This is a genomic window from Actinomadura sp. GTD37 (assembly GCF_041951365.1).
Taxonomy (GTDB): Bacteria; Actinomycetota; Actinomycetes; order Streptosporangiales; family Streptosporangiaceae; genus Spirillospora.
This window is the reverse complement of sequence record NZ_JBGNUS010000004.1, coordinates 247,635-267,111: the sequence shown is the minus strand read 5'-3', so window position 1 is coordinate 267,111 and position 19,477 is coordinate 247,635. Positions and strand designations below refer to the sequence as shown.

Below are 19,477 nucleotides of genomic sequence, written 5' to 3'. Positions count from 1 at the left end.
GCCCGCCGCCCGCCGCCCGCTCCCGGGCGGCGGGCCCGCCCGGACGGCGGTCAGGACTGGTTGTCGGTGTCCTTGCTGGGCTGGACGCGCTTGGGCTCGCCCGGCATCTTCGGGTAGTTGGGCGGATACGGCATGTCGCCGAGCCCGTGGTCCTTCTCGTCGCGGTCGGCCATGTCGAGCAGGGCCTCCAGGGAGAACGACTCGTCGTCGATGGACGCGTGGAGGTCGCCCAGCTCGGCGAAGCGGGCGGGCATCGTGGCGATGGTGAAGTCGCGCGGGTCGACGCCGGGCAGCTCGTCCCAGGTGACGGGCGCGGAGACCGGGGCGTGCGGGGCGGGGCGGACGCTGTAGGCCGACGCGATCGTCCGGTCGCGGGCGTTCTGGTTGAAGTCGACGAAGATCTGCTCGCCCCGCTCCTCCTTCCACCACTTGGTCGTGACCTCGGCGGGGACGCGGCGCTCCACCTCGCGGCCGAAGGCCAGGGCGGCCCGGCGGACCTCGGTGAACGTCCAGCGGGGCTCGATGCGGACGTAGATGTGCACCCCGCCCTTGCCGGACGTCTTGACGTACCCCGTGAAGCCCAGCTCGGACAGCAGGTCGCGGGCCGGGCCGAGGGCCACCCGGACGGCGTCGGCGAAGCCCGTGCCGGGCTGCGGGTCGAGGTCGATGCGCAGCTCGTCCGGGTGGTCGACGTCGCCCTCCCGGACGGGCCACGGGTGGAAGGTGAGGGTGCCGAGGTTCGCGGCCCACGCGATCACGGCGGGCTCGGTCGGGCAGACCTCGTCGGCGAAGCGGCCGCTCGGGAAGGCGATGCGGGCCGTCCGCACCCAGTCGGGCGCGCCCTTCGGGACGCGTTTCTGGTAGAACGCGTCGGACCTGCCCGCGCCCATGCCGGCCTGGCCGCGCGCGTAGTCCTCCCGGGTGGCCATCTTGGCGCCCTCGAACACCCCGGCGGGCCAGCGCTCCAGCGTCGTCGGACGGTCGCGGGTCGCGCGGAGGATGCCGTCCGCGACGGCCAGGTAGTACTCCACCAGCTGCCGCTTGGTGTAGCCGTGCTCCGGGAAGTAGACCTTGTCGGGGTTGGTCACCTTGACGAGCCGATCCCCGACCGGGATCTCGATGTAGGGCGAGGCCATGACTGCACGTTAACCCACGTGTACGACAGTCCGCCGGAACGTCCCCGCCGGGTATTTTCGGAGGCATGGAGAAGATCCGCAAGAGCGAGGACGAGTGGCGGGCGCAGCTCAGCCCCGAGGAGTTCCGCGTGCTGCGCGAGGCGGGCACGGAGAAGCCGTTCACCGGCGAGTACACCGACACCGAGACGGTCGGCGTGTACCGGTGCCGCGCCTGCGGCACCGAGCTGTTCCGGTCGGAGACGAAGTTCGAGAGCCACTGCGGCTGGCCGTCGTTCTACGAGCCGTCCGAATCCGACAAGGTCACCCTGATCGAGGACCGCTCCTTCGGCACGGTCCGCACGGAGGTGCGGTGCGCGGTGTGCGACTCGCACCTGGGGCACGTGTTCCACGGCGAGGGCTACAGCACCCCGACCGACGACCGGTACTGCATCAACTCCGTCTCGCTGACCCTCGAACCCGCCGAGTAGGCAACCGGGGAGGACGCTCGGGCGTCCCACGGACGACGGCTCACGGCCAGGGGGTCTCCATGAGCGAGTCCGATTCCGGCGCGCCCTACTCTGACGGGCCCTACTCCAACGGGCCCTACTCCGACACGCCCGAACCCGACGAGTTCGACCACTACACGACCGCTCTGCTGTTCGGCGGGCCGACGCGGGTCGTCCAGGTCGCGGTGTTCATGCTCCACGAGCGGCGCCGCGTCCGGATCTCCCGCGCCACCCGCCGGATCGAGGCCGTGCCGCACGGGCCCGCCGACCCGGAGGACGACCCCGTGCAGGCCGCCGTCCTCGACGAGATCCCCGCCGTGGGCCGCCCGCTCGGGCAGGTCATCGCGGCGGTCGCCGCCTCGCCGGAGGTGCTCGCCGTCGCCGACGCCATGCGCGAGGTCGGGCTGATGCGCGGCGCGCGGCTGCGGCTCCGCCCCACCCGCCAGGGCAGGGCGCTCCGCCGGGCGATCGCCGAGGAGCTGGGCGGGTCGCGGCCCGAGCGGGTCGCGGTACTCGGGCCCGCCGGCGTCGAGGACGCCCGGATGCGGGAGATCCTGGAGGCCGACGACCCGAAGCCGATCGACCTCCCGCACGGCCGGGGACGCGGCCGCGGCCACGGCGGCACTGGCGGCGGGTACCGCAGCGGGGCCGACGGCGACGGCGGCGACTTCGGAGGCGGCGACGGCGCCGGGTACTAGGGAGTCTCGCCGACCTCGCAGTCGTCCTTGTCGCTCCGCTCGTCGGCGAGGACGACGCCGCCGTCGTCGTCGCTCCCGCCGTGGACGAAGACGCGGGGGCTCGTCGCCGACGCCGTCCTCCACTGCCGATCCGGCCCGCCCCCGGGCGGATCAGGCCAGGTTCGCGACCAGTTCGGCGACCGGCTTGCGGCGGCCGGTGTAGAACGGGACCTCCTCGCGGGTGTGCACCCGCGCCCTCGCGCCGCGCAGATGGCGCATCAGGTCGACGATGCGGTGCAGCTCGTCGGCCTCGAACGCCAGCATCCACTCGTAGTCGCCGAGCGCGAACGACGACACGGTGTTGGCCCGGACGTCGGGGTAGTCGCGCGCCATCTTGCCGTGCTCGGCGAGCATCGCGCGGCGCTCCTCGTCCGGCAGCAGGTACCACTCGTACGACCGGACGAACGGGTACACGCACACGTAGTCGCGCGGCTGCTCGTCGGCGAGGAACGCGGGGATGTGGCTCTTGTTGAACTCCGCGGGGCGGTGCAGCGCCATCTGCGACCAGACCGGCTCGCTGGCGCGGCCCAGGGCCGTCCGGCGGAACCGGGTGTAGACCTCCTGGAGGTCGTCGGACGTGGGCGCGTGCCACCAGAACATGTAGTCGGCGTCCGCGCGCAGCCCGGCGACGTCGTAGGCGCCGCGGGTGGTGACGTCCTTCTGGCCGGCCTGGTCGAGGAGGTCCTGCACCTCGGCGGCGTCCTGCTCGCCGAGCGTGCCGGGCTTCGCGACGCGGAAGACCGACCACATCGTGTAGCGGATGACGTTATTGAGTTCGCGTGCCTTCGGCTTGCCCGCCGGCTCGGTCATGTTCTGCTCCTTCTCGACTGCCTCGGCTGCGCAGATGGTCCAGCACCCGGCTCGCCGCCGCGCGCGCCGAGGCGATGCACGCGGGGATGCCGAGACCGTCGTAGGCGGCGCCCGCGACGGCGAGCCCCGGCGCACCGGCGACCGCGGCCCGGACCCTGGCCACGCGGTCGGCGTGGCCCACGTTGTACTGCGGGAGGCCGCCGCCCCAGCGGGTCACCCGCGTCTCGGCGGGCAGCTCCCGGGCGCCGCACGTCGCGGCGAGCTCGGCCATGGCGGCGGCGACCAGCTCCTCGTCGGGGCGCTGGAGCGTCCGCTCCTCGCCGAACCGCCCGATGGAGCAGCGCACCGCGATGACGCCGGGGTCGCGGTCGCGCAGGTGCGGCCATTTCACCGAGCTGAACGTGACGGCCTTGACCCCGCGGCCGCCGCGCTCGGGGTCGCTCTCCACGCCCGGGACGAGGTAGCCGCTGCCCGCGGGCAGGCGGGGGAACGCGCCGTCCCGGTAGGCGAGCGTGATGATCGCCATGCTGGCGTACTCGATGCCGGCCAGCTCCCGGGCGGCGGCCGGGACGTCCGGCTCGAGCAGCCGGGACGCGGGGGCCGCCGGCACCGCGATCACCACGGCGTCGGCGTCGAGGTACTCGGGGTCGCGGGTCGAGCCGACGGTGAGCCGCCAGCCGTCCTCGCGGCGGCGCAGCACGCGGACCGTCGCGCCGGTCCGGACCGTCCCGCCGGCGGCGGCGATGTCGGCGGCGACCAGGTGCGGGAGCGTGCCCAGGCCGTCCGGGAGGGTGGCGAACACGGGGCCGGCGTCCTTGGGCGCGGCGTCCCGGACGCCCTGGACGGCGCTGATCAGCGAGCGGTGGCCGCGCGCGGCGGCGGCGACGGCGGGCAGCGTCGAGTCAAACGACAGCAGCTCGACCCGGCCCGCGTACACGCCGCCGAGCAGCGGCTCGACGAGCCGGTCGACGACCTCGCGGCCGACGCGGGCGCCGATGAAGTCGGCGACGGACACGTCCCCGCCGCGCGGCGTCTCCGGCATCACCAGGTCGAGCGGGACGCGGGCGAGCCCGGCCGGCGACAGCACCTGCGACGCGGCGAGGGCCTTCAGGTCGGACGGGACGCCCATGACCTGGCCGGCCGGGATCGTGCGCAGCGCGCCGCGGCTGAAGATCGCCGAGGACGTGGTGCCGGGATGCACGAGGTCGGCGGAGCGGCCGAGGTCGCGCACGAGGTCCATGCCCTCGGGGCGGCGGGCGAGCATCGACTCGGCGCCCTCGTCCACGGGGACGCCGGCGATCTCGCCGACCCGCAGCTTGCCGCCGATCTCCGGGGAGCCTTCGAGTACGGTGACCCGCACGCCGTCCCGGGCGAGCACGCGGGCGGCGGCGAGGCCCGCGATGCCGCCCCCGACGACGACGGCATGGGACGTGGTCATGCCCTCCAGCCTTCCAGACGTTCCGCCGGATCGCGCACCGGGGCGGCCGGAGCGGCGAGTGTCACATCCGCAGGACGGCCCCTGCCCCCGGACCCGGCCCGGCCCGGATTTTGTCGCCGATGTGACAAGATCCGAAGCACTGTGCCAGTAGATACTGGCGGGCATGACCTCCTGGAAGACTCCACTCGCCGCCGCAGCGGCGCTCCTGCTCGCCGCCGGGCTCGCGTCGCCGGCCTCCGCCGCGACCCGCGGCGACTTCAAGCCGGTGTCCCTGCCGTTCTTCTGGCCGAACAACTACCTCTACGACGTCGACGCCGCCTCGCCCGACAGCGTCTGGATCGCCGGGCTCCAGGGCGAGGTGGTCATCCCCGGCCCCATCCCGGGGACGGGCCAGACGGTCGCCGGCAACCCCGTCGTCCGGCGCTGGAAGAACGGGCGCTGGGTGGAGTACGACCTCCAGAACCTGCCCAACCACGCGTCGGTCACCGACGTCGACGCCGTCGGCCCCGAGGACGTGTGGATCGGCGGCACCAGGCTCGGCGACGGGACCGCCGGGGCGGGCGGCCCCTACCTGGGCCACTTCACCGGCTCGCGGTTCGACGAGGTCGCCCTGCCGTCCGCCTCCCGGACCCTGACCGTCCAGGCGGGCGCGGACGGCGTCTGGGTGACCGTCGACAGCGGCGTCTACCGCCGGACGGGCGACACCTGGACGTACGTCACCACCCTCCCGAGCGTCTACCTGCGCCAGTCCACCATCCGGGCCGACGACGACATCTGGGTCCTCAGCACGCCCGGCCAGTACGACCGGACGCTGGAGGCGCACCACTGGGACGGGAGCTCCTGGACGCAGGTCCCGGTGAACCAGCCGCCCGAGGGCATCACCGGCATCACCGACATGGTGGCCGTCTCCCCCACCGAGGCGTGGGCCGTCGGCACCAGCTACCGCACGTCCCCGGCCGCGCCCCTCCTGGTGCGCTGGGACGGCGCCGCGTGGAACAGCGTCACCCCGCCGCCCGGCCTCAACGCGCTCACCCGGATCGTCAAGGGCGGGGACGGGACGCTGTGGGCCCTCGGCCACCTGCTCGACGAGCCCGCGAAGCCCGGCCTGCTCCGCTACAGCGGCGGGACGTGGGAGCGCGTCCCGACCACCGCCGTCCCGAACCGGAGCAACATCTACGCGACCGAGCTGGCCGTCGTCCCCGGAACCGGCGCCCTGTGGACGCTCGGGTCCGTGAACATCGGCGGCCCCGCCCTGCTCACCGACGGCTGACGCCGCGACGTGATCGGGCGCGGCGGCGGCTCGCGATCACGGTCCGTGCAGGGGCCGGGCCGTGGTCGGAGTGCCCCGCTTCGTGGCCCTTTCGTGACTCGGGCCGGGGAACGGCGGCGCCGTGCCGCCTCGTCCAAGGCCCATGCGGAACGTCAGGAATGTCACATCTGCGCTGGTCGTGCTGCTGCTGGCCGGGGGCCTGGCCGCATGCGGCGGCGGCGACTCCGGCCAGTCGGAGGCCGTGGACCGGGGCGGCGCCGCCGCCCCGGCGCCCGCCAGTGCCCGGAACGAGGCGGGGCCGGCGGGGAGCACCGGCGACCGGACGACCGGGAAGGGCGCGCGGGCGCCGCTGCCGACCGGGCACGAGGTCGTCCACACGGCGACCCTGCGGGTCCGCGCCGGGGACGTGGAGGCCGCCGCCGCCAAGGCCAAGCAGCTGGCGGCCGCGGCGGGCGGCTACGTCGAACGGGAGTCCAGCTCCAGCGACCCGGCCCGGTCGCAGCTCTCGCTGAAGATCCCCGCCGACCGCTACGCCGAGGTGCTGAACGGGCTGAGCACGCAGCTCGGCAGCAGGCTCTCGCTCTCCCAGGAGGCCGAGGACGTCACGGGCGAGGTCGCCGACGTCGACGCCCGGGTGCGGTCGGCGAAGGCCGCGCTGGAGTCGTTCCGCAAGCTGCTCGACCGGGCGAACTCGGTCGGCGAGGTCATCAACGTCGAGCAGGAGATCGCCGAGCGGGAGGCCGACCTCGAGGCGCTCCAGGCGCGGCAGAACTCGCTCAAGCACCGCACGCAGTACGCGACGGTGACCCTGACGCTGTCGACCAAGGCCGCGGCGCCCAAGGAGGACGAGGAGCGCGGCGGGTTCGTCGGCGGGCTCCAGAACGGCTGGGACGCGTTCACCGCGTTCGTCGGCGGCCTCGCCGCCGTGCTGGGCTGGCTGCTGCCGTTCCTCGTCGCGGGGGCCGCGATCGGCTACCCGCTGTTCGCCTTCCGGCGCCGGGTCCGCGCCCGGTTCGGCGGCCGCCGCAGGCCCGCGCCCGCACCCGCACCCGCACCCTCAGCCGGACCGGAGAAGGCCGCCGCGGGCGCGGGACCGGCGCAGCAGCCGCCCGCCTAGGGCCCCGCGCTAGTCCCTGTCCTCGCTGCTCGCCTCGTGGACCAGGTCCGCGAGGCGGGCGAGGACGCCGGGGTCGGTGGACGGCAGCACGCCGTGGCCCAGGTTGAAGATGTGGCCCTCGGCGGTGCGGCCCCTCGCCAGCACGTCGCGGGCCCGCCGCTCCACCGTCTCCCACGGCGCGAACAGGATCGCCGGGTCGAGGTTGCCCTGCAGGGCCTTGCCCGGCTCGACGCGGCCGACGGCCTCGTCCAGCGGGACCCGCCAGTCGACGCCGACGACGTCCGCCCCGGCCTCGCCCATCGGGCCGAGCAGCTCGCCCGTCCCGACGCCGAAGTGGATGCGCGGCACGCCCAGCGGCTCGACCTCGGCGAAGATGCGGCGGGTGTGCGGCAGCACCGACTCGCGGTAGTCCTGCGGGGCGACCGCGCCGACCCACGAGTCGAAGACCTGCACGGCGCTCGCGCCGGCCGCGACCTGAAGCTTCAGGAACGCGATCGTGAGGTCGGCGAGGCGGCCCAGGAGGCTCGCCCACAGCTCGGGCTCGCCGTACATCATCGCCTTGGTGCGCTCGTGGTTCTTGGACGGGCCGCCCTCGATCAGGTACGAGGCGAGCGTGAACGGGCCGCCCGCGAAACCGATCAGCGGCGTCGCGCCCAGCTCGCCGACCAGGCCCTCGACGGCCTCGGTCACGTACGGGACGTCGTCGGGGACGAGGGGCCGCAGCACGCCGAGGTCGGCCGCCGAGCGGATCGGGTCGGCGATGACCGGGCCGACGCCCGGCTTGATGTCGAGGTCGACCCCGATGGCCTTGAGCGGGACCATGATGTCGCTGAAGAAGATCGCCGCGTCCACCGCGTACCGGCGCACCGGCTGCATCGTGATCTCCACGATCATGTCGGGGCGGGTGCACGACTCCAGCATCGCGACGCCCTCGCGGACCCGCAGGTACTCGGGCAGCGAGCGTCCGGCCTGCCGCATGAACCACACCGGCGTGTGCGGCACCGGCCGCCGCCGGCAGGCCAGCAGGAAGGGGCTCCCGGCGAGCGCGGCATCGCCGGGCGTGTTCGGAGAGTCGTCGTTCGGGCGGGCGGAGTCAGCGGTCACGGTGCGATCGTCCCACGAACCCCCCGGAGGAGGGCACCGGGGTGACGCCCGAGCCGAAACGAACTTCCGGACACGCCGAGCGAAGTCCCGCATTCTGTCACCGGCGCGTGCGAACGTGATGCGTGTCATAGCCGAGGGAGGTTCCCCCTTGTACTGCTCCACCTGCGGTGATGAACGTATGTTCGAGCAGCCGCCGTGTCCGGACGGGCACGGTGCGGAGTGCCCGGAGCGGGCCTGCGTCGAATGCGGCGCGGCCGTCCTGGTCGGTCTGCCGCCGGCGCCCCTCCCCGTCCGCGAGAGCGGGCCCGGGTCCGGCTCCGCGACCGCCCCGGCGCCCGGCCGCAGCGCCGGCCGCGCCGTCACCGTGCGGACCGCGGCCTGAACGGCCCGGCCCCCGAAACGAAACCACCTGTGCCGTGCCTGTTTCCCCTCCGCGTCCTCCCGTCGCCCCGCGCGGCGGCGTCCCGTCCCGGCAGCACCGACCCGATCCACGCCCCGGCGTCCAGCCACTCCCCCGCGACCAGGCCGGCCCACCTATGAATCCACCTGCCTTCCAGCGGGCCGTCGACACGCTGCGCGCGTTCCTCGACGGCCCCGCCGTCCGGCCGGAGCTCGACCTGGAGGACATGCCCGCCCCGCAGCGCCTCGCGCCCCACGCGGCGGCCATGTCCGGCAGCGTCTACCGCGACGACGACACCGAGGTCGCCACCGGGCGCCTCATCGTCCTGTACGACCCCGACGGCAGATCCGGCTGGACGAACGGCTTCCGGGTCGTCGCCTACATCCGCGCCGACCTGGAGCCCGACATCGCCGCCGACGAGCTGATCGGCTCCGTCGCGTGGGACTGGCTGCTCGAGGCGCTGGAGCCCACCGGGTACGCGGGCGTGTCCGGGACGATCACCCGGGCGGTGTCGGAGAGCTTCGGCGACAAGCGCGACGAGCCGTCCACCACCGAGCTGGAGCTGCGCGCCTCCTGGTCCCCGACCGGGGACGACCTCGCCGGCCACGTCGCGGCCTGGTGCGAGGTGATGTGCACCACGGCCGGGCTGCCGCCCGCGGGCGTCGCGGCCCTGCCGGATCGGCCGGGCGGCGCGGGCAGTTGAAAGACGTACGGTAGGGGGCGTGAGCACAGCGTCCGAGACCGAGGCGGCGGGGGAGAACACGGAAGCAGTGGGAGTGTCCGAAACGCGCGCCACCGGCCCCCAAGGGGAGTCCGGTGCGGATGAGACGGCCGTCGAGCAGCCGCCCGGCACCGCTGCCGGGCAACCGGGGCGGGAGCAGGGCCCGGAGACCGCGGAGGCCGACACCGGCCCCCCGGCCGTCCCGCTGCTGGAGCCGCGCGAGGGCGTCCCGCCCGTGGTCGTCGGCGCCGCCGAACTGGACCGTGTCATCGCGGCGTTCGCCGCGGGCACCGGGCCGGTCGCGGTCGACGCCGAGCGCGCCTCCGGCTACCGGTACGGGCAGCGCGCCTACCTCATACAGCTGCGCCGCGCGGGCGCCGGCACCGCGCTGATCGACCCGATCGCCTGCCCCGACCTGTCCGGGCTGGACGCGGCGCTCGCCGGCGCCGAGATGGTGCTGCACGCCGCCAACCAGGACCTGCCCTGCCTCGCCGAGGTCGGCCTCGTCCCGCGCCGGCTGTTCGACACCGAGCTGGCCGGGCGGCTGCTCGGCTACCCGCGGGTCGGGCTCGGCTCCATGGTCGAGAACGTCCTCGGCTTCCTGCTGGAGAAGGGGCACTCGGCGGCCGACTGGTCCACCCGCCCCCTCCCGGACGACTGGCTCCGCTACGCCGCGCTCGACGTCGAGCTGCTCGTCGAGCTGCGCGACGCCCTCCAGGAGGAGCTGGAGGCCGCGGGCAAGCTGGAGTGGGCGCTGGAGGAGTTCGAGGCGATCCTGTCCTCGCCGCCGAAGCCGCCGCGCCCCGACCCGTGGCGCCGCACGTCCGGCATCCACCGGGTGCGCAACCGGCGGGCGCTCGCCACCGTCCGCGAGGTGTGGACGGCCCGCGACAAGATCGCCCAGGAGCGGGACCTGTCCCCCGGCCGCGTCCTCCAGGACTCCGCGATCATCGAGCTGGCGCAGAAGGCCCCGAAGACCCCCGCCGAGCTGCAGGCCCTCCCCACCATGCGGGGGCGCGGCGCCCGCCGGCACCAGTCGGCGTGGCTGCGCGCCGTCGCCCGCGCCCGCGACCTGTCGGACCGGGCGCTCCCGGAGTCCAACCTCCCCGGCGACGGGCCGCCGCCCGCGCACCGCTGGGCCGACCGCGACCCGGAGGCCGCCAAGCGGCTCACCGCCGCCCGCGCCGTCGTCGCCGCGCTCGCCGACGAGCACTCGATGCCGTCGGAGAACCTCGTGCAGCCCGACTCCGTCCGCCGGCTGGCCTGGACGCCGCCGGCAGAGTCGTCGCCGTCCGCGATCGGCGCGGCGCTCCGCGAACTGGGCGCCCGCGCCTGGCAGGTCGAGCTCACCGCCCAGCCCATCGCCAAGGCGTTCCTCCGCCTCGACACCAAAGGGCAGCTCTGAGACCCCTTGCCGGGGGCGGGTGCCGGGAGCACACTTGCTTAGGTTAGCTTTGCCTAAAAGGCTGGCGCCGGAGCGGCGCCCGCCACAAGGTCCGCGTCATCCGGAGGAGTGCGGCGATGCTACTGGGCAACTTCCTCATCGGGCTGCGGGAGGGGCTTGAGGCCGCCCTGGTCGTCAGCATCCTGATCGCCTATCTGGTCAAGACCGGCAACCGCCGGGCCCTGCTCCCCGTCTGGACGGGGATCGGCGTCGCCGTCGCCCTCTCGTTCGCGTTCGGCATCGCGCTGAGCGCCGCGTCCTCGGAGATGCAGTTCAAGACGCAGGAGCTGTTCGGCGGCATCCTGTCGATCGTCGCGGTGGGGCTCGTCACCTGGATGGTCTTCTGGATGCGCAAGACCGCCCGGTTCATGAAGGCGGAGCTGGAGGGCAGGCTGGAGGGCGCGCTGAACGTCGGGCCGCTCGCCCTCGCCGCCGTCGCGTTCCTCGCCGTCGGCCGCGAGGGCCTGGAGACCGCGCTGTTCCTGTGGACGAACATCTCCAACTCGTCCGGCGGCTCCACCGAGCCGATCATCGGCGCGCTCCTCGGCCTCGCCGTCGCCGTCGCGCTCGGCTACCTGCTCTACCGCGGCGGCCTCAAGATCGACCTGAAGCGGTTCTTCACCTGGACGGGCGCCGCGCTCATCGTCGTCGCCGCGGGCGTGTTCGGCTACGGCTTCCACGACCTCCAGGAGGCCGAGGTCTTCCCCGGCCTGAACGCCGTCGCGCTGGAGCCGCACGTGTTCTTCGCCAAGTTCGGCGACGCGGGCGACTGGATGCAGACGGTGTTCCAGGGGGTCCTGAACGTCACGCCGCAGATCACCTGGCTCCAGCTGATCATGTGGGCGGCGTACCTGGTGCCGGTGATGTTCCTGTTCCTGCGCGGCCCGTCCGCGTCCCGGCCGGCCCCGGCCAAGGCCACCGAGCCGGTCGCGTCCTAGAGGTCGGGGAGCGGGTCGCGGGGCAGGCTGTCGCGGGCGAAGATCTCGGCGTCGGCGGCGTTGACGACGGGCACGTACTCGTCGTCCAGCTCGAACACCGCGCCCGCGAACTCGAACGACGCGCCCGCGCCCGTCTCCACCGGCCCGATCCGGGTGCCGCGCGGGTAGCTGCCCCAGATGGTCTTCGGGGTGCTGCGGCTCAGCGGGCCGGTGGAGATCACCGCGACCTGGTCGTCGGTGACGACGAAGATGAAGCCGGCGCCGCCGCCGTAGGCCGCCGCGGGGAAGATGTAGCGGATCTCCCCGTCGACCCCGAGGAACTCCCGGCAGCGCTCACGGAGCGGGCGTGGCACCGGCATGGCTGTTGAGGCACCTCCCCCGGGGGCGGAACACGGCGGCCGTCACAATCATGCACCGTCCCGGCGGAGCGTGACCAGAGTCAGACCGACGCCAGCGCCGTCGTCGGCGGCAGCCGCGCCGCCCGCACCGCCGGATACAGGCCGGCGGCCGTCCCGATCGCCAGCGTCGCGGCGAGCGCGCCGCCGAGCGCCCACACCGGCACGACCGGCGGCCAGCCCTTCCACAGCGCGAACCCGGCGGTGACGGCCGTGCCGAGCACCGTCCCGGCCGCGCCGCCGAACGCCGACAGCAGCAGCGACTCGGCGAGGAACTGGGTGCGCACCTGCCCGCGGGTCGCGCCGAGCGAGCGGCGCAGCCCGATCTCGCGGCGCCGCTCCAGCACCGAGATCACCATCGTGTTCGCGACGCCGACCCCGCCGACCAGCAGCGCCACCGCGCCGAGCCCGAGCAGCAGCCCGGTGAACGCGCCGGCCGCCGCGGCCTTCGCCTCCAGCGCGTCCGAGGGGCGGCTGACCTCGACCTCCTCGGGATGCTCGGGGTCGACCGTCCGGGCGAGGACGTTCCGCACGTCGTTCACCGACGCGTCCGCGGACCGCTCGTAGACCATGGTCGGACGCCCGTCGAAACCGAGGTGGCGGCGCGCCGCGTCCCAGCCGACGAGGGCGGAGCGGTCGATCTCCGGAGCCAGCTCGGCGGGCCGCAGGACGCCGAGCACGACGAACCACCGCCCGCCGATCCACACCTGGCCGCCCGCCCGGTCGAGGCCCAGCCGCCGCGCGGCCTCCGCGCCGAGCACGACGCCCGGATAGCGTCCCGTGCCCGCGTTCAGCCAGCTTCCGCTCGCCGTCTCCCCGTCGAGCGTGCCGAGCAGGCCGGTCGTGGCGGCCTGCACCGCGATCCCCTGCGTGACCTCCTCCGGGATCTTGTCGGTCCGGCGGACGGTCGCGTCCACCGTCCCCGTCGCGCCGACCGCGGTGACCGGCCCGATCCGCCGCACCATCTCCGGCGCCGACTCCGGCAGCTCCGCCTTCTCCCCGAACAGGGTGTCGCCCGGCCGGGCCGTCAGCAGGTTGGTGCCGAGCCGGTCGAGCCGCCGCAGCAGGTCCTCCTCGCTGGACGAGGAGATCCCGATGACCGCGACCATCGCGGCGATCCCGATCGCGATGCCGAGCGCGGACAGCACGACGCGCGCCGGACGCGCCCTGAGCCCGCCCAGGCCGACGCGCAGCACGTCGGCCGCGCCGAGCCGCGCGGGCACGAGTGCGTCCTTCACCGGCTGCCCGCCTCCGCCCGCTCGTCCGCGACGATCAGCCCGTCCCGGACCCGGACCCGGCGCCGCGCCCCGCCCGCGACCTCCGGGTCGTGCGTGATGATCGCGACGGTGGTGCCGGCCCGGTTCAGCTCGTCCAGCAGGGCGAGCACCTCGGAGCCCGCCGCCGTGTCGAGATTGCCGGTCGGCTCGTCCGCGAGGAGCAGGTCGGGCTCGCCCACCACGGCGCGCGCGACCGCGACCCGCTGCTGCTCGCCGCCGGAGAGCTCGTGCGGCCGGTGCCCGGCCCTGCCGCCGAGCCCGACGCGTTCGAGCGCGGCCCGCGCCCGCTCCCGCCGCTCCCGCACGCCGGCGCCGCCGTACAGCAGCCCGTCCGCGACGTTGTCGAGCGCGCTCACGCCCGCCGCCAGATGGAACTGCTGGAACACGAACCCGATGTGCCGTGCCCGCAGCGCCGACAGCTCCCGGTCGCCGAGGCCCGCGACCTCGTGCCCGGCGACCCGCACGCTGCCCCCGGTCGGCCGGTCGAGCGTCCCGATCATGTGCAGCAGCGTCGACTTGCCCGACCCGGACGGCCCGACGATCGCGACCATCTCCCCCGGCGCGACCACCAGGTCGACGCCCTTCAGCGCCGCGACGCCGCCCGCGTACTCCTTCGCCACCCCGGCCAGCTCGACGATGTTGTCGCCCGGCGCGTCCATGCCCAGCCTGTTCATTCGCAGCCTGTTCATTTGGCCGGCACCCCGACCTTCACGCCTTCCCGCAGGCCGCTTCCGCCGACCTCGACCCGTCCGCCGCCGAACACGCCGACGTCCACGGGCACGAGGCGCCGCCCCCCGTCGACGATTTCGACGCCGAACCCGCCCTCCCGCAGCGCCAGCAGCGCCTCCACCGGCACCGACAGGACGTCCTCCCGCCGCTCGCTCTCCAACTCGACGCCGACCGGCGCCTCGTCCAGGCGCCCCGTCTCGGCGCCGCCGATCGAGATGTCGACGCCGACCGTGGTCTTCTTGTCCTGCCCCGACCCGGTGCTCTCCGCGACGCCGCTGACCTCGGTGATCCTCCCCTTGACGGTGGTGCCGCCGGGCAGCTCCACCGAGACCTTGGCGCCCTCCTTCGCGAGATCCTGCTTGTCGGCGTCCAGATCGACGTGCACGACCCGCTTCGTCCCGGCCACGGTCAGCACTGGCTGCCCCTGCCCGACCCGCTTCCCCTCGGGCGCCCTGACGTCCCTGACCCGCACGGCCCCGCTCTGGAAGACGACCTGGGCCGCGTCGACCATGCCGGTGCCGTCCAGCCCCCGGTCGTCCTGCCATTCCCGGACCGCGGCCTCGGTCGCGCCCGTGAACTCGCCGTCCACGGTCATCCCGCCGTACCCGAGCGCCCGGAGGTTCTCTTCGAGCTGCCGGACGTCCTTGCCCGACTGCCCGCTCCTCAGCGTCCGGTACATGGGGCTGCCGCCGTACATCAGCGTGACCGGTTCGCCCGCCACCTTCAGCAGCGTCCCGCCCCGCCGGACGGTCGCCCCCTGCTCCGGCGCCCACGTCACCACCCCGGACGCGCCCGTCCACACCTCGCGCACCGCGCCGTAGGTGAGCTTCCCGTCCACCTTCTCGGTGTCCACGAGATCGCCCCGGCTCACGGCGGCGGTGGCCGGCCGGGCCTCATGCCCGGCCTCCGCCTCGCCGCCGTCCATCGTCCAGGCCAGCGCACTCCCGCCGCCGGCCACCACGGCGACGGCGACCCCGCCGGCGACCACGACCCGCCTCACCGCCCGCCCCCCGGCAAGTCGGCCCTGCACGCCTCACGCGCCTTCTCCAGCCCGCCCCGGTCGATGCCCCCGGTCGGAAGCCTGAACTTGCCGTCGGGCCCGGGATCCGGGATGTCCACCCCGTGCTCGCGCATGCACTGCGCGAACTCGACGTACTGGTCGCGCACCTTGGGATCCTTGAGGTCGGGCATTTTCCCGCCCGCCTGCAACCACTGCCGGCACTTCTCCAGCGCACCCTGCAGCTTCCCCTTGTCGATCCCCTTCCCGAGCCGCATCGCCTTCTGATCCCCGCTGCCCGGATCGGGGACCTCGACCCCGTTCTCCCGCATGCACTGCGCGAACCTCAGCTGCGCGTCCTCCGCCGAAAGCGACCGGCTGGGCGAGGCGGACGCTGAAGCCCCGGCCCCCGCTCCACCGGCGGAAGCGACCCCGCTCCCGCCCCCGCCGCCCCCGCACCCCGAAAGCCCTAGCACCAGCGGCACGGCCACCCAGGCGGCCCACACCCGAATCCCCATCTCGTCCTCTCCGCCGAGACCACCTGCCCCAGCGAAAAGCCATGAGACCGCCGAACGTGTTAAACCCGCATTAGCCGTGCCGCCTCCAGCAAGATCGGGCCAAGTCTGAGGAAGTCGCCGAATGAGCCTCTCACCAGCACAGACGTCCGAGTGAGTCGCGGTGGGTCAGAGCACGTCGAGCCTCATTGGCTCCCGGCTCTGGCTCCCGTGGCTCCCCGGGGAGAGGAGGCGATCATGAGCCTCAGCATCACCGAAAACGAGATCACCTCGGACGTGACGCCGGAGACCCGCGCCGACCGCGTAAGCGCAACGAGGTGGACGGTCACCGGCTTCCCGAAGCTCTTCGACCGCAACCAGGCGATCACGGCGATGAGCCTTGTCGAGCTGTACGCGGAGGGCGTCACCACCGGCCCCCGGCAGATGCTCGCCGATGCATGGCGAGAGGAGTTGGGGCTGACCGATGGCTGACCGCCTCATCCGCATCACCACCGCTCTCGCCGTGGTGGCGGTCGCCGTGGTGGCCGCGATCATCTCGTACCGCCACGCGTACGAGTTGGTCCACTCGCACGGCGAGTCCGGTGTCACGGCGCGCCTGGTCCCGTTCACGGTGGACGGGCTGATCTGGGCGGCGTCGATGGTCATCTTGGACGCGAGCCGCCGCAAGCGTCCCGCTCCGCTGTTGGCCAAGTGGAGTCTGGCGGTGGGCCCCGTGGCGACGGTAGGCGCCAACGTGGCGCACGGCCTGAACCACGGCGCCATCGGTGCGATGGTGAGCGCGTGGCCGGCTCTCGCCCTCGTCGGCTCGTTCGAGCTGCTGATGACGCTCACCCGCAGCGCCACCGCCTCAACACTCGTCCGGGAACAGCCCGAACCAGAGCGCACCGAAGTGGAGCAAACGCCGGAAGAGGCGGTGCGCGCCGAGTACCTGGCGAGCCTGGACGGTCCGGGCCGTCCGCTGTCTCAGCGGTACCTCGCTGAGAAGTACGGCATCGACCGCCGCAAGGTCAAGGAGGCCATCGCCAACGTGGCGCAGCCCGCACCACTGTGAACCACGGAGCCCCGGCCACGACGCGCACGCGTCGTGGCCGGGGCGTTCGCGTGCCCGCTACTCGATCGGCCGGGCGCTCGCCCACACCCGTTCGAAGCTCTCCAGGTAGGTGCTGGCCATGTCGCCATCTTCACCCCTGCGCAGATGCAGCACGGGCGCGTGTGATGCGGCGATGCCGTAGGCATGGGGGTTGATCAGCAGGTCGTCGTCGGCGCGGTACATCGAGTTGTAGAGCGACAGGAATCCAGGTGACTTCAACCAAGATATTTGGAATGATGGGAAGATGAACACACCCAAGCTGCATCACTACGTTCCGCAGTTTTACCTCCGCCGCTTTATGGATCACACTAAACGACTATGGGTATGGGACCGCGACATAAATAGAGTATTCCGCGCACAGCCGAAGGTGGTGGCAGCAGAAACATATTTTTATTATCTATCGGAGTCTGCGGAACAAGGTCACGATCCATTGACAATGGAAAAGCAGTTTTCTGGCATCGAGTCCGATATGGCCAGAGCCACCAATAATTGGCTCATGCAAATAGCGAACGCCAAGGCAATGGAGTCGATATCCCTCCAAGAGGGTGATCGCGAAACAGGTGCACTATTCCTGGCCCTACAATTTCTCCGAACAGAGGACAGCAGGTCGATCATTGAGGCAATTCATAGAGCCGACAAAGATGTCAATTCGGAAGTAGATGCCCGATCCATGCACACGGCGGTGCTATGGGATGAAAGAATCGTGCAACGATTGACGGAACGCATCGCAGAGAGTGCCTGGATCTTCGCCACCAATATAACTGGAACACCCTTTAAGACGTCAGACAATCCAATTGCCTTCCGAACCCAGGATCATCGCCAGTGGATAAAAGCGGGCATCTATGGCGATGGGGTGTATCTGACGTATCCTCTCTCGCCCAATGTCATAATGTACTGCTATCCGAACGAAGGACACTGGCGTGAGTCGAACCTAATGCAGCTCGACTGCCGCCTTTCTCCTGTCCGATTCACAGAAGATATGGCTAGAAATGAGAATGCTGCACAGACTTTTACTGCATCACGCTTCATCATCTCCAGTGTTGACGATTTCACTTGGGAGCGTGAATTTGCGAAAACAATCGGCACAGATGTGTATGCTCCTCGGGAAAGGTGAGCTGGACGGCTCCGGGCTTGCGCGGGGGCGGGGCCTCGTAGCCTGGTGTGACGGATAGGCGGCATCCGCCGGTCCGCAATGGTCCGTCGTGAGAACCCGCGCGGGGCTCCACGCAATTACGGAGGCGGCCAGCCTGTGTGGGCCGTTGTTGAGCCGCCCTGAAGACGTACAGAAAATCTCGCAGACTTCGAGTACCTGGGCTCTGAACCGCCTCAGGGCGACCTTGCATGGAAGGCGTCGTGGGGCGTCGGTGTGCTGCATCTCGTAGCCGCGGACAGGAGGTTAAGGGGCCGGGTTGGGACCCAATGCCATTTAGTTAAGCTCACCTCCTCGCGATATCCACATATCCACAGTTGAGGTTGTGGATTTCGTTGTTGGGTAGCGGCTGCGAGCCGGGACAGCTATTTTACGGCTATGTCCGATCCTGGCAGCGGTGGCAGTAGTTACGGTTCAGTCGTGACAGAACGAATCGGTATCGGTGTGCTGACGCGTATCGTTCCGCGTGAACTGGTGGACGAGGTCGTACTGGAATCTGGCAGGCGCGAGCAGCGGCTGCGTAAACTTCCCGCGCGCGTGGTCGTCTACTTCGTGATGGCGATGACGCTCTTTCATGACGAATCCTACGAAGAGGTCATGCGTAAGCTGGTCCAGGGGCTGCGCTGGCTGGGGAGCTGGCGGGCTGAATGGATGATCCCGACGCCGGGAGCGCTGACCCAGGCCCGGCAGCGTCTGGGTGCCGAGGTGATGCGTGATCTCTTCGAACGTGTGGCGGTTCCCTGTGCTCTGCGCTCCACGAAAGGTGCCTGGCTGGGGCGCTGGCGGCTGATGGCGCTGGACGGCTTTGATGTGGAAGTCTTCGACAGCCCCGCTAACGGTGACCGCTTCGGCTTCTCCGGGAAAAAGAAGAACGAGAAGGGAGTCTTCCCCAAAGCGCTGATCGTGGGACTTGCCGAATGCGGCACGCACGCGATCGTCGGCGCCGAGATCGGTGCGCAAAGAGAAACCGAGGTCGCGCTGGCCACCCGATTGCTGACCAGCGGCGCCGTCGGCGATGACATGCTAATCATCGCGGACAAGGGTATGTACAGCCACGAGAACCTGAAACGGATCAAAGATGGCGGTGCCGATGCGCTGTTCAGGGCGAAGGCGAACAACGATCTTCCGATCCTGGAATGGCTGCCGGACGGATCATATCTTTCGTTCTCGGCGGATCCGCGGCGCAAAATGGCAGCCTACGCTCGGCTACGTAAGGGCACGATCAAGATCTCCGATCTGCCCGGGTTCTACGTGCGCGTCTTCGATTACCAGGTCCTTGGACAAGGAGATGAGGACGAGCTCTTCACTTTGGTCACCACCATCCTGGACCCGGAGCAGGCTCCTGCCGCGGAGCTCGCAGCGGCCTACCATGAGCGGTGGGAGATTGAGCTGGTCATCGACGAGGTGAAGACCCACCAGAAGGGGCCAGGGGTACTCCTGAGATCGAAGGCTCCGGAACTTGCCGAACAAGAAATCTGGGGATTCCTCCTCAGCCATTATGCCGTCCGAAAACTCATGGTCGAAGCAGCCGATCAAGTCGATATAGACCCAGACCGGCTCTCCTTCATGCGCTCGCTGCGAGTCGTCCGCCGCCAGATCACCGGGCCGGCGGATTTTTCCCCCGAAGCACCTTGAACGAGCTGCTGCAGATTCCTCGGCGGAGATACTTGAACGGCCAAATCCGCCTCGCCGCATGCGGACGTACCCACGGGTGGTCAAACGCC

Annotated in this window: 22 protein-coding genes; 12 read left to right on the top strand and 10 right to left on the bottom strand. The window is 71.8% G+C overall.

The window, feature by feature from the left end:
• Positions 1-50: 50 nt before the first annotated feature.
• On the bottom strand, positions 51-1,136 hold the full coding sequence (locus tag ACA511_RS22885) for a DNA polymerase domain-containing protein (RefSeq protein WP_375026610.1): 1,086 nt from the start codon (positions 1,134-1,136) through the stop codon (positions 51-53).
• Between the two features lie 65 nt (positions 1,137-1,201).
• Here ACA511_RS22885 and msrB point away from each other — a divergent pair, with 65 nt between their 5' ends.
• On the top strand, positions 1,202-1,603 hold the full coding sequence (gene msrB / locus ACA511_RS22880; protein ID WP_375026609.1) for a peptide-methionine (R)-S-oxide reductase MsrB: 402 nt from the start codon (positions 1,202-1,204) through the stop codon (positions 1,601-1,603).
• A 59-nt stretch (positions 1,604-1,662) separates the two neighbouring features.
• A complete protein-coding gene (locus tag ACA511_RS22875) occupies positions 1,663-2,319 on the top strand; it encodes a TIGR04222 domain-containing membrane protein (RefSeq protein ID WP_375026608.1) in 657 nt (218 codons plus the stop codon).
• 150 nt (positions 2,320-2,469) lie between these two features.
• Here ACA511_RS22875 and hemQ read toward each other — a convergent pair whose 3' ends face one another.
• Both hemQ and hemG read right to left on the bottom strand, forming a co-directional pair.
• Positions 2,470-3,168 carry a hydrogen peroxide-dependent heme synthase gene (gene hemQ, locus ACA511_RS22870; protein ID WP_375026607.1) on the bottom strand — a complete coding sequence of 233 codons (699 nt, stop codon included), beginning with the start codon at positions 3,166-3,168 and terminating at the stop codon, positions 2,470-2,472.
• Positions 3,125-4,606, bottom strand: a complete 1,482-nt coding sequence (hemG, locus tag ACA511_RS22865) for a protoporphyrinogen oxidase (protein ID WP_375026606.1) — start codon at positions 4,604-4,606, stop codon at positions 3,125-3,127. Before hemG ends, hemQ begins: the two co-directional genes overlap by 44 nt.
• A gap of 163 nt (positions 4,607-4,769) precedes the next feature.
• On the opposite strand from hemG, the gene ACA511_RS22860 reads away from it, so the two are divergent.
• Complete coding sequence (locus ACA511_RS22860; protein ID WP_375026605.1) at positions 4,770-5,876, top strand: hypothetical protein; 1,107 nt, start codon at positions 4,770-4,772, stop codon at positions 5,874-5,876.
• A gap of 142 nt (positions 5,877-6,018) precedes the next feature.
• Complete coding sequence (locus ACA511_RS22855; protein WP_375026604.1) at positions 6,019-6,993, top strand: DUF4349 domain-containing protein; 975 nt, start codon at positions 6,019-6,021, stop codon at positions 6,991-6,993.
• A gap of 9 nt (positions 6,994-7,002) precedes the next feature.
• Here ACA511_RS22855 and hemE read toward each other — a convergent pair whose 3' ends face one another.
• The gene (hemE, locus tag ACA511_RS22850; protein ID WP_375026943.1) at positions 7,003-8,016 is read right to left on the bottom strand and encodes a uroporphyrinogen decarboxylase; all 1,014 of its coding nucleotides are present in this window, start codon (positions 8,014-8,016) and stop codon (positions 7,003-7,005) included.
• A gap of 259 nt (positions 8,017-8,275) precedes the next feature.
• On the opposite strand from hemE, the gene ACA511_RS22845 reads away from it, so the two are divergent.
• The 4 genes from ACA511_RS22845 (at position 8,276) to efeU (ending at position 11,600) form a co-directional block, all read left to right on the top strand.
• Positions 8,276-8,479, top strand: coding sequence for a hypothetical protein (locus tag ACA511_RS22845; protein WP_375026603.1), 204 nt, complete (start codon positions 8,276-8,278; stop codon positions 8,477-8,479).
• A 154-nt stretch (positions 8,480-8,633) separates the two neighbouring features.
• Positions 8,634-9,200 carry a DUF3000 domain-containing protein gene (locus ACA511_RS22840; protein ID WP_375026602.1) on the top strand — a complete coding sequence of 189 codons (567 nt, stop codon included), beginning with the start codon at positions 8,634-8,636 and terminating at the stop codon, positions 9,198-9,200.
• Between the two features lie 223 nt (positions 9,201-9,423).
• A complete protein-coding gene (locus ACA511_RS22835; protein ID WP_375026942.1) occupies positions 9,424-10,623 on the top strand; it encodes an HRDC domain-containing protein in 1,200 nt (399 codons plus the stop codon).
• Between the two features lie 116 nt (positions 10,624-10,739).
• Positions 10,740-11,600, top strand: a complete 861-nt coding sequence (gene efeU, locus ACA511_RS22830) for an iron uptake transporter permease EfeU (RefSeq protein WP_375026601.1) — start codon at positions 10,740-10,742, stop codon at positions 11,598-11,600.
• On the opposite strand, the gene ACA511_RS22825 is transcribed toward efeU, so the two are convergent.
• The 5 genes from ACA511_RS22825 to ACA511_RS22805 form a co-directional block, all read right to left on the bottom strand.
• A complete protein-coding gene (locus tag ACA511_RS22825) occupies positions 11,597-11,959 on the bottom strand; it encodes a hypothetical protein (RefSeq protein ID WP_375026600.1) in 363 nt (120 codons plus the stop codon). The genes efeU and ACA511_RS22825 overlap by 4 nt on opposite strands.
• Before the next feature lie 80 nt (positions 11,960-12,039).
• The gene (locus ACA511_RS22820; protein WP_375026599.1) at positions 12,040-13,233 is read right to left on the bottom strand and encodes an ABC transporter permease; all 1,194 of its coding nucleotides are present in this window, start codon (positions 13,231-13,233) and stop codon (positions 12,040-12,042) included.
• Complete coding sequence (locus tag ACA511_RS22815) at positions 13,230-13,961, bottom strand: ABC transporter ATP-binding protein (RefSeq protein ID WP_375026598.1); 732 nt, start codon at positions 13,959-13,961, stop codon at positions 13,230-13,232. Before ACA511_RS22815 ends, ACA511_RS22820 begins: the two co-directional genes overlap by 4 nt.
• Positions 13,958-15,001, bottom strand: coding sequence for a peptidoglycan-binding protein (locus tag ACA511_RS22810; protein WP_375026597.1), 1,044 nt, complete (start codon positions 14,999-15,001; stop codon positions 13,958-13,960). The genes ACA511_RS22815 and ACA511_RS22810 overlap by 4 nt, the downstream gene beginning before the upstream one ends.
• A complete protein-coding gene (locus ACA511_RS22805; protein ID WP_375026596.1) occupies positions 14,998-15,330 on the bottom strand; it encodes a hypothetical protein in 333 nt (110 codons plus the stop codon). The genes ACA511_RS22810 and ACA511_RS22805 overlap by 4 nt, the downstream gene beginning before the upstream one ends.
• A 420-nt stretch (positions 15,331-15,750) precedes the next feature.
• Here ACA511_RS22805 and ACA511_RS22800 point away from each other — a divergent pair, with 420 nt between their 5' ends.
• Together ACA511_RS22800 and ACA511_RS22795 are read left to right on the top strand one after the other, a co-directional pair.
• Positions 15,751-15,984, top strand: a complete 234-nt coding sequence (locus ACA511_RS22800) for a hypothetical protein (RefSeq protein WP_375026595.1) — start codon at positions 15,751-15,753, stop codon at positions 15,982-15,984.
• Positions 15,977-16,564 carry a DUF2637 domain-containing protein gene (locus ACA511_RS22795; protein WP_375026594.1) on the top strand — a complete coding sequence of 196 codons (588 nt, stop codon included), beginning with the start codon at positions 15,977-15,979 and terminating at the stop codon, positions 16,562-16,564. The genes ACA511_RS22800 and ACA511_RS22795 overlap by 8 nt, the downstream gene beginning before the upstream one ends.
• A gap of 57 nt (positions 16,565-16,621) precedes the next feature.
• On the opposite strand, the gene ACA511_RS22790 is transcribed toward ACA511_RS22795, so the two are convergent.
• On the bottom strand, positions 16,622-16,822 hold the full coding sequence (locus ACA511_RS22790) for a hypothetical protein (RefSeq protein WP_375026593.1): 201 nt from the start codon (positions 16,820-16,822) through the stop codon (positions 16,622-16,624).
• 25 nt (positions 16,823-16,847) lie between these two features.
• On the opposite strand from ACA511_RS22790, the gene ACA511_RS22785 reads away from it, so the two are divergent.
• On the top strand, positions 16,848-17,717 hold the full coding sequence (locus tag ACA511_RS22785) for a DUF4238 domain-containing protein (protein ID WP_375026592.1): 870 nt from the start codon (positions 16,848-16,850) through the stop codon (positions 17,715-17,717).
• 456 nt (positions 17,718-18,173) lie between these two features.
• Entirely contained in the window at positions 18,174-19,388 is a 1,215-nt protein-coding gene (locus ACA511_RS22780; protein WP_375026591.1) for an IS4 family transposase, read from the top strand.
• Positions 19,389-19,477: the final 89 nt, after the last annotated feature.